The sequence below is a fragment of the Rhizobium sp. P1_E6 genome (genome assembly GCF_056405875.1).
Map to the genome: position 1 here is coordinate 1 of NZ_JBFUBG010000021.1, position 10000 is coordinate 10000.

Here is a 10000-nt window from a genome sequence, read left to right on the forward strand (position 1 = left end):
GTACTCGCGTAAGCGGCGCCGTGCAGGCGATCGCGGTTGGTACTCGCGTAAGCGGCGCCGTGCAGGCGATCGCGGTTGGCGACTATGCCCACGTCAAGGCCGGAGACCTTCTGTTCTCGATTGATCGTGCGCAATATGAAATCGCATTGCTTTCATCGAAGGCCAAGCTCGCTGCGGCGCGTGCACACCTCCAAAACAATGATAGCCAACGTGCGTTTCAGCTCGCGCAAGTCGATGTTGCAGTCGCGCAGCAGCAAGCGTCTGCTGCCGACGAGGTTCAGACAAGCAAGGAGATGGAACGTCAGCTGAAACTGACTGGCGATATTCGCGCAAGTTCAATTCAGACGCTGGAGAAGGCAACTGCAGCTCATGAGCGTGCTCTCGCCAATACGAAGATGAACGGAGCGGTGGTGAACGCGCAGAGAGCCCAGCTTGATGTGCTTGCCAAGCAACGAGAAGCCTTGATTGCGGATGTCGATTTAGCCGCTGCAGAAGTGGCCGCGAACGAACTGGAGTTGGGCTATACGGAAATCCGCGCGCCCTTTGATGGAGTCGTTGCAAAACGCAATGTCCAGCTCGGCGCGTATGTCACAGCTGGAACGAGCCTGATCTCCGTCGTGCCGCTGCCGCAAGTCTACGTTCTGGCCAACTACAAGGAAAATCAACTGGCTCGGGTTCGGGAGGGGCAGGATGTCGATATATCGGTCGATATGCTGCCTGGAGAGAACCTTCACGGGACGGTCTCCAAAATCTCGCCGGCGAGCGGATCGACCTTCGCACTGCTTCCGGCGGACAATGCCACCGGGAATTTTACCAAGGTCGTTCAACGTCTGACGGTACGCATCGAACTCGATCCTCACCAGGCAAACTATGATCGCCTCCGTCCTGGCATGTCGGTCGTAACCCGGATCGCCACAGGGGAAGGAGAAAGTCATGGCTGAGAATGTCTCTTCCCGACAGGATCTTGCCCGACAGGGGTTTGTTGCGATCGCCGTGTTAATGGCATCGATTTTGACCGCTCTTGACCTTCGTATGTTCGGCATCGGGCTTGCGGATCTGCGAGGCGCATTTGGCCTGAATTCCGACGAGGGTTCCTGGCTTGGGACCTTCGCCACGGCTCCGCAGGTTCTTGTTGCTCCGTGCGTAGGGTGGATGATCGCCGTCTTCGGGGTCAGAAGGGTGTTGGTTGGACCGACTGTCGTTTACTCCACCGCATCCATTCTCATCCCCTATTGTCAGAGCTTCGAGGTTCTCATTTCGCTGCATGCGATCAGGGCCGCGATGATGGGAATGTTTGTCGGTGCGACCATGATGACGGCGTTTCGAAACCTCGATCGCAGGTACTGGATCGTAGCACTTGCGTTCTACGTCATTCGGATCCCGTTCTCGCAGAACCTCGGCCTCTACACGGCCGGGAGCTACGCTCAGAGCATAGGCTGGCAATGGATATATTGGCAGGGTGCGATCGTTGCGCCTATCATCGGCATGCTGTTCTGGTTTGGCGCAAAACCGGTCGAAATCGATCGAGCGCTTCTCAAACGGGGCGACTGGGGCGGCATGATGATCTTCGGCGTTTCACTGACGACGCTCTACTTCGGGCTCGATCAGGGGAACCGGCTGGATTGGTTTCAATCCGGCTACGTTATCGCTATGCTTGGCGCGGCCGCTTTTCTCGCCGGCGTCTTTCTGTGGCACGAGTCCCGCGTCGCAAATCCCTGGGCGCATGTTTCCGTCCTGTTGTCGAGAAACATAGCTCTCGGTTTTGTTGCCATCTTCTGTTTTATGACCGCCAGCCTCGGAAGTTCGCTGCTGAAGCCAAACTTTCTGGTGACTGTCGCGCATTTGCGCCCGGAACAGATTGGTGACTTCTCAGGCCCTTGCGCGATCCTGCTGCTTGCCGGCGCGACGGTCACGGCGGTGGCACTGGTGCGGATAGTCAAACAGCGCTTTGCATTGATAATAGGGTTTTGCTGTTTTGCTCTTTCCGCCTGGCTCGGAACGCAGTTGACCAGCCAGTGGTCTCTGCCGGAATTCAAGCTCATCGGCATTCTGCAGACATTTGGCGAAGAGATCGTCTTCCTTGCCGCCGTTGCCACCTTGCTCAGCAACGTCAATCCGGCGCGCGTCATCGCCCTCACCGCCTACGTGCAGGTCGTTCGGCTGATGTGTTCGGAGACGGTGGGAGCGATCATGGCGACTTGGATACGCCAGCGCGAGCAGTTGCACTCCTATCTCATCGGGCTCCACGTCACGAGCCCGACGCGCGGACTGGGTTCGATGTCGCTTGTGTTAGGCCACGGATCGGGATCTTCTGGCACACAGGCAAGCGATGCGAAGTTGGGCATTGGCTTGCTGGCTGGTATCGTGCAGCGAGAAGCGAACGTCCAGGCTTACATCGATGGCTTTTGGTGTACGTTTCTGGCCGCCATCCTGGGGTTGCTGGTCGTCTCGCTGATGACCAAGTCGCCAGCGCATCCGCTCACCACCCAGACTCTGTCCTCGTGACCTCAGCTACTCAGACCAGCTCGACATCGAACTGTCCAAAGTGTTTCACCGCCTCGAACTCGAAGATGGGAGATAGAAAATGACAAACTCCGACTTATTTCGCCACCGGACAATTGGCCTTTCCAACGGAGATACCGCCATTCCGGCTGTGGGATTTGGGACACTAATCCCTGATCCCGTCGCGGCAAAACAGGCCGTTCTGACGGCACTGAAGGTCGGGTTTCGGCATTTCGATTGCGCGGAAAGGTATCGCAACGAACAGGTTGTCGGAGAAGCGCTGCAGGAAGCGTTCGCCGCAGGCATTGTTCAACGAGAAGACCTCTTCATAACTACCAAGCTGTGGAACACCAATCACCGTCCGGCACGGGTGAAACCCGCCTTCGAGGCGAGCTGCCGCCGATTGCAGGTCGACTACATCGATTGCTATCTCATTCACACCCCTTTCGCCTTTCAAGCTGGCGATGACCRGGACCCGAGAGACGAGCACGGCCAGGTCATTTACGATTCCGGCGTAACGCTGATCGAGACATGGCGCGCGCTGGAAGGTCTCGTTGACAGTGGCCGAGGCAAGTCGATCGGGCTATCGGATGTGACGCTGAAAACGCTACGGGAAATCGTTGCAGTCGCACGGATCAAGCCCGCCGTCGTCCAGGTCGAATCGCACCCCTATCTGCCGGAATGGGAAATGCTGGAATTCTGCCAGGAGCATGGAGTAGTCCTGCTTGCCTTTGCGCCCCTGGGTCACAACATGGAACCCAACCTGCTGGACGATCCCGTCATCAAAGCCATCGCGGCGCGTGTCGGCAAGACACCGGCACAGGCTGCGCTGGCCTGGGCGGTGCAGCGAGGCACCGCGTTTCTGACAACTTCAAAGACGCCACATCGAATTGAAGAGAACTTTGACATCTCGGCTCTGCCTGAAGATGCAATGCGCGAGATGCGAGACGGGATCAAGACCAACATCCGCTTCAACAGCGTGGTGGAGACCGGTGTACCCGGCTTCATACCTCAAGTCCGGTAGATATCCGGTAGGCGGATATTCGCATTCCCGGTGTTGATCGACCCCCGCGAGTCAAGCTAGGCCATTCAACATGATGATAAAGCACTCTGCCCCTCAAAAGAAGCGGACCTCGGTGGGGTCTCGTCGCAGTCCGGAAGCTGAAGCCGCCGTACTGGCGGCAGCCAAGGAGCTTATTGCGGAGAAAGGCTACGCCGGGTTTTCCGTCGATGAAGTGGCACGCCGTGCCGGAGCAGGAAAAACGACGATTTATCGGTGGTACCCGACGAAAGCGGATCTGTTTCTCGCGATCTATGCGACGGAACGCTCGACTTTCGTCATGATCCCTGACACGGGAAACCTCGTCGAGGATCTGGTGCAATACACCACGAGCCTATGGCGGTTTTGGGCGTCACAGCCCGCCGGAGCCGCTTTGCGCGGCCTGATTGCCGAGGCGCAGGGTACTGCGGAGGCTTTGAGTGCCCTACGTGACCGGTTTCTGCCCGAGCGCACTGCCGATGTGAAGAAGATCATGATGGACGCGGCCTCTCGCGGCGAGATCCGTGCCGAAGAAGTCGGTGACAAGGTTTCGCTATGGGTCGGCTATAGTTGGCTTCGGCTTCTCACCCGCGAGTTGGATCGGGAGGATGGGATCTCCCCCGTGATGCGCCAGATTGCGGGCGTGCGAGCGTGATTGCTACTATAGTCATCATCGCAGCGGCATAGCCACTGTTTTGGGAAACCATGGCGGCGCAGATACGCAACTTAGTCAAAAGCAGCTTTCGGTATAGTGCAGCCGAGGGATATGCGTCAGGCTAGGAGGCCCGGGAATGCCATCCATTGCAGGTTTTGGCAAAGCTGTTTCCGTCGACGCGGCGGAAGTGATTGGACCACCAGAGATCCTCGCGCCGGGGTTATCCGTCATCTTCTGTGGGCTAAATCCCGCGCTTTCAGCTGCGCGTGACGGGCACAATTTTTCCCACCGGGGCAACCGCTTCTGGCCGGTTCTCCATCTTGCCGGTTTTACGCCACGCCAATTGGCAGCAAACGAAGAGCGGGAACTTCTGGCTTATGGCCTGGGCCTGACTTCCGCTGTGGCAAGGCCAACGAAAAGTGCAGGTGAGCTCAAAAGGCACGATTATCTCAGTGCTGCTCCCGCCCTCGAAAACAAGATAAGGACATTTGCGCCTGCTACACTCGCCTTCCTGGGAAAGGCGGCATATGCAGCGATCAATAACGACGCGTCGATCAATTGGGGCAGGCAGCCAGATCTTTTTGCTGGAGCCTCAGTCTGGGTCTTGCCAAATCCCAGCGGACTGAACAGGGCCTTCGACCTGGTACGGTTGGTGGAACACTACCGCGAACTCTGTCTCAGCCGGTGAAGCGACCATCAAGCGACAGAATGAATGGGAGCTTACCAAGACTACAAGCGCGGGCTCTCGGGAGGAGCTAGATGGAAGAACAACTCATAAAAGAAGCCCTAGAGCTGCATTGGAAAGCGTCGGACGCGGGTGACTTTGTCACCGAACACGAGATTTACGATGAAGATGCCGTGCTGGATTACCCACAATCGGGCGAGCGTATTCGTGGTCGGTCGAACATTGAATCGAGTCGGGTCGCATAACCGAACACAAAACGGTTTGCTGTTCGGCGAATCTCAGGCGCCCGCACGCTCTGGGTAACGGAATACACGCTCTTCTATGACGGCAGGCCGTCCTGCGTCCTCAGCATTATGGAGTTCCAGAAGAGGCTTGTCGTGCGCGAAACACAATACTTTTCGGACGTTTTCGAGCCCTCGCCCTCGCGCGCGCAGTTTATCGAGAGGCCGAGTGACTAAATTTCCGAACTTCCCAGGAATGGCGCATCAAGAACGGCGCTTTTTATCAAGTTTTCTCCTCGCTGCAGTACGTGACGCCCAAAGAACCAATCGGGTCACCTCGGCTCTTGGAGGCAATTGGTCATCACCAATCCCCATCAACTGGCACGCCTTGATGGGATTTGAACCCATGGCTTTGCAAGCTTTTGCGGAGGTTGTTGTTTCACCTCATACCGCGTCAGCCTGACAAATCCAAAGCCGCATGTCTCCCTGCGCAAAGGGACGGAACGGGACTTTTGGCTGTGGACTCGTCGTGTGGCGCAATAGGATCCGTCAGGAGCATGACGACGGTATCTTAAGCAGGAAATATATAGCAGTTGTACCGAAAAAATGGCCAGGATTGACCCAGGCCCCGGCAAGCCGACGACAAGAAAGGATATCAGATGACAGAAGCTGAACAACTTTGGGATTGGCGGCAGAAGATCGCCGACCTTTACTACGCGATACGTTCCAGCTCGGACGTCGTCGCTGCCTGGCACCTCTGGTGCGATACGCGGACATCTCTGTTCCTCGATCATTCTCAGTCGCCAATTGAAGTGGCAGAACGCCAAGCGTTCAAAGGGCCGACAACATTTCCGTATGACCCCTCATTGCGCCTGACGGTACGGCTTGAGCCTGTAATGCCGGAAGAGATGACAGTTGCAACTGGAGCGGATGGCGACCTGTCGATGCGTTCGTTCGCACGTACCGAGGGTCTCATGACCAGATTGGGTGGTGAATTGACGCTTTACTGGATCGAGGGGTATGGCGGTGGCGTCTTCCTGCCTTTCGTGGACGCGACTTCAGGCACCGAGACATATGGTGGTGGACGATATCTCCTCGACACAATCAAGGGAGCGGACCTGGGAGCTGTCGGCTCAGATGGAACATTGGTCCTTGATTTCAACTTCTCCTATTTTCCTTCTTGCGCTTATTCCTCGCGCTATGTGTGCCCGTTGGCACCATCAGGAAATCGATTGAGTGGCGCGGTAAGAGCTGGAGAACGGCATCCGATTTCGAAAGCGTGATCCTCTAGCCTTGCAACACCGAGTTCCCGGCAAATGCAGGAATGGTAACGCATCGCCCGCCCACATTTTACGCCTGCATTACCTCTACCGTTTCAGAGCGGGCTACGGTTCGGAGCCCTGCTTTCAAGATGCTTTCGAACAAAGAGCTTCGTTTCATGACGGATTTTTTGTCTTCAGGCATGGCTCCGATTCAGCCGCCTCCCCGCTGACGTCTTATCTCGTCGTACTGGCTGGCTGCCAAAGTTTATGCGAAGGGCGAGAAACGCAGATAGCCCCACGGATGGGGATGTTTGCGATGTCGTTGCTGTTTGTATGTGTGATGTGATTTGGTTGCGGGGGCAGGATTTGAACCTGCGGCCTTCAGGTTATGAGCCTGACGAGCTACCGGGCTGCTCCACCCCGCGTTATCCAGTCGACGCTAGCGTCGTCCGTCCAGGTTTTTGCCTGAGGCAAAATACCGATTTGCGCAAATCCCTTTGGGATTTGTCGCGTCTACGCAAAGCGCAAGCGCTTTGCGGATCACTGCCGAGCAAATTGCAGAGCAATTTGTCTCGTGTCATATGGCACCAAGCCACCAAACACGAAAGGCCGCTTTGAGAGCGGCCCTTTGTGACGGCATGGGCCGTATAATAAATGCAAAGAGAAGATTTTAGTTGCGTTTTGCAGACCTGGCAGCGACCGACTCTCCCGCGTCTTAAGACGAAGTACCATAGGCGCTGGGGCGTTTCACGGCCGTGTTCGGAAAGGGAACGGGTGCAGCCACCCCGCCATGACCACCAGGTCAGCGAAGCGCAACTTTGAGAAGCTGGCGGATGTTTTCACATCCATTTTATTTGAACACGTCTTTAGCATCATCATCCGGACGAACGCTTTGGCGTTCGCCGGGGATGAGCATTGTCAATGAGAACGATCAAGCCAATCGAGCTATTAGTACCGGTAAGCTTCATGCGTTGCCGCACTTCCACACCCGGCCTATCAACGTGGTCGTCTTCCACGGCTCTGATAGGGAATACTCGTTTCCAGGTGGGTTTCCCGCTTAGATGCCTTCAGCGGTTATCCCGTCCATATGTAGCTACCCTGCTATGCCCTTGGCAGGACAACAGGTCCACCAGAGATATGTCCATCCCGGTCCTCTCGTACTAGGGACAGATCCTGTCAATATTCCTACACCCACGGCAGATAGGGACCGAACTGTCTCACGACGTTCTGAACCCAGCTCACGTACCGCTTTAATTGGCGAACAGCCAAACCCTTGGGACCTGCTCCAGCCCCAGGATGCGATGAGCCGACATCGAGGTGCCAAACAACCCCGTCGATATGGACTCTTGGGGGTCATCAGCCTGTTATCCCCGGCGTACCTTTTATCCGTTGAGCGATGGCCCTTCCACGCGGGACCACCGGATCACTATGACCGACTTTCGTCTCTGCTCGACTTGTCAGTCTCGCAGTCAGGCGGGCTTATGCCATTGCACTCGACGACCGATTTCCGACCGGTCTGAGCCCACCATCGCGCGCCTCCGTTACTCTTTCGGAGGCGACCGCCCCAGTCAAACTACCCACCATACACTGTCCCGGACCCGGATAACGGGCCGCGGTTAGACATCCATGACGATAAGGGTGGTATTTCAAGGATGGCTCCACGGAAACTGGCGTCCCCGCTTCAAAGCCTACCACCTATCCTACACATGCCGACACGAATGCCAGTGTAAAGCTATAGTAAAGGTGCACGGGGTCTTTCCGTCTGACCGCAGGAACCCCGCATCTTCACGGGGAATTCAATTTCACTGAGTCTATGTTGGAGACAGCGGGGAAGTCGTTACGCCATTCGTGCAGGTCGGAACTTACCCGACAAGGAATTTCGCTACCTTAGGACCGTTATAGTTACGGCCGCCGTTTACTGGGGCTTCGATTCAAAGCTTGCACCTCTCCTCTTAACCTTCCAGCACCGGGCAGGCGTCAGACCCTATACGTCGTCTTGCGACTTCGCAGAGCCCTGTGTTTTTGATAAACAGTCGCTACCCCCTGGTCTGTGCCACCCCACAATAGTTGCCTACTATGGGGTCACGCTTCTTCCGAAGTTACGCGTGCAATTTGCCGAGTTCCTTCAACATAGTTCTCTCAAGCGCCTTGGTATACTCTACCTGACCACCTGTGTCGGTTTCGGGTACGGTCTATACGGTGGAGCTATTTCCTGGAACCGCTCCGCTGCCCATCCAATCCAATAAGAATGAACAACTTGTGCGATCCGTCACTTCCACCAGGCCCACGAATATTAACGTGGTTCCCATCGACTACGCGTGTCCGCCTCGTCTTAGGGGCCGGCTAACCCTGCTCAGATTAACTTTAAGCAGGAACCCTTGGTCTTTCGGCGAGAGGGTCTCTCACCCTCTTTATCGTTACTCATGTCAACATTCGCACTTCCGATACCTCCAGGACCCCTCACAGGTATCCCTTCACAGGCTTACGGAACGCTCCGCTACCACTTGCATTACTGCAAATCCTCAGCTTCGGTGCATGGCTTTAGCCCCGTTACATTTTCGGCGCAAAGACCCTTATTTAGACCAGTGAGCTGTTACGCTTTCTTTAAATGATGGCTGCTTCTAAGCCAACATCCTGGTTGTTTTGGGATCCTCACATCCTTTCCCACTTAGCCATGACTTGGGGACCTTAGCTGGAGGTTAGGGTTGTTGCCCTTTTCACGACGGACGTTAGCACCCGCCGTGTGTCTGCCTGGTAGTACTTCCCGGTATTCGGAGTTTGGTTAGGATCAGTAAGACGGTGAGTCCCCATAGCCCATCCAGTGCTCTACCCCCGGGAGTATTCGCCAGACGCTCTACCTAAATAGATTTCGCGGAGAACCAGCTATTTCCGAGTTTGATTGGCCTTTCACCCCTAGCCACAAGTCATCCCAATCTATTGCAACAGATGCGGGTTCGGTCCTCCAGTTGGTGTTACCCAACCTTCAACCTGCTCATGGCTAGATCACTCGGTTTCGGGTCTAATGCAACAAACTATATCGCCCTATTCAGACTCGCTTTCGCTGCGCCTACACCTACCGGCTTAAGCTTGCTTGTTACACTAAGTCGTTGACCCATTATACAAAAGGTACGCCGTCAGGGTTGCCCCCTCCGACTGTTTGTAGGCATCCGGTTTCAGGTACTATTTCACTCCCCTTGTCGGGGTGCTTTTCACCTTTCCCTCACGGTACTTGTTCGCTATCGGTCATGCACGAGTACTTAGGCTTGGAGAGTGGTCTCCCCATGTTCAGACAGGATTTCACGTGTCCCGCCCTACTCTAGGACATTAATGATATCTACGCGTACGGGGCTGTCACCCGCTACGGCCACACTTTCCAGAGCGTTCCGCTTTAATCACTAATGCCACTGGCCTGGTCCGCGTTCGCTCGCCACTACTTGCGGAGTCTCGGTTGATGTCCTTTCCTGCAGGTACTTAGATGTTTCAGTTCCCTGCGTTCGCTTCTTACCCCTATGTATTCGAAAGTAAGATACCTTATCACAATGCTTGGAAACCTCTCCCGTTTGGCCCCTGGCCTTGCGAAGCTTGCGCTTCGATCAACCAAAAGCCAACAGAACAGATTTCCCAAGCATTTAAGGT

General features: G+C 55.6%; 7 protein-coding genes, 1 tRNA gene, 2 rRNA genes and 1 pseudogene (1 of these 11 cut by a window edge). 8 read left to right on the top strand and 3 right to left on the bottom strand.

Annotated features, from left to right (window positions below):
* From AC1D35_RS13060 to AC1D35_RS13095, 8 genes and pseudogenes are all read left to right on the top strand, one after another.
* Nucleotides 1-941 (top strand): HlyD family secretion protein (locus AC1D35_RS13060; RefSeq protein ID WP_477938677.1); only part of this gene is annotated, 941 nt, incomplete at its 5' end.
* Entirely contained in the window at nucleotides 934-2505 is a 1572-nt protein-coding gene (locus tag AC1D35_RS13065) for an MFS transporter (protein ID WP_113311412.1), read from the top strand. The genes AC1D35_RS13060 and AC1D35_RS13065, both read left to right, overlap by 8 nt.
* Before the next feature lie 79 nt (nucleotides 2506-2584).
* The gene (locus tag AC1D35_RS13070; protein WP_477938678.1) at nucleotides 2585-3526 is read left to right on the top strand and encodes an aldo/keto reductase; all 942 of its coding nucleotides are present in this window, start codon (nucleotides 2585-2587) and stop codon (nucleotides 3524-3526) included.
* A 112-nt stretch (nucleotides 3527-3638) separates the two neighbouring features.
* Entirely contained in the window at nucleotides 3639-4196 is a 558-nt protein-coding gene (locus AC1D35_RS13075; RefSeq protein WP_477855365.1) for a TetR/AcrR family transcriptional regulator, read from the top strand.
* A 136-nt stretch (nucleotides 4197-4332) separates the two neighbouring features.
* The gene (gene mug / locus AC1D35_RS13080; RefSeq protein ID WP_113298029.1) at nucleotides 4333-4884 is read left to right on the top strand and encodes a G/U mismatch-specific DNA glycosylase; all 552 of its coding nucleotides are present in this window, start codon (nucleotides 4333-4335) and stop codon (nucleotides 4882-4884) included.
* A 71-nt stretch (nucleotides 4885-4955) separates the two neighbouring features.
* Nucleotides 4956-5339 (top strand): annotated as a pseudogene (locus AC1D35_RS13085) (nuclear transport factor 2 family protein).
* Nucleotides 5332-5565: a hypothetical protein gene (locus AC1D35_RS13090; protein ID WP_162748618.1), complete on the top strand. Its 234-nt coding sequence runs from the start codon at nucleotides 5332-5334 to the stop codon at nucleotides 5563-5565. The pseudogene AC1D35_RS13085 and the gene AC1D35_RS13090 overlap by 8 nt, the downstream one beginning before the upstream one ends.
* Nucleotides 5566-5761: 196 nt before the next feature.
* Nucleotides 5762-6385 carry a DUF1684 domain-containing protein gene (locus AC1D35_RS13095; protein WP_113311415.1) on the top strand — a complete coding sequence of 208 codons (624 nt, stop codon included), beginning with the start codon at nucleotides 5762-5764 and terminating at the stop codon, nucleotides 6383-6385.
* Between the two features lie 327 nt (nucleotides 6386-6712).
* Here AC1D35_RS13095 and AC1D35_RS13100 read toward each other — a convergent pair.
* From AC1D35_RS13100 to AC1D35_RS13110, 3 genes are all read right to left on the bottom strand, one after another.
* Nucleotides 6713-6789, bottom strand: a tRNA-Met gene (locus AC1D35_RS13100).
* A gap of 262 nt (nucleotides 6790-7051) precedes the next feature.
* Nucleotides 7052-7166 (bottom strand): 5S ribosomal RNA (rrf, locus tag AC1D35_RS13105).
* 125 nt (nucleotides 7167-7291) lie between these two features.
* A 23S ribosomal RNA gene (locus tag AC1D35_RS13110) occupies nucleotides 7292-10000 on the bottom strand (it continues 130 nt past the right edge of the window).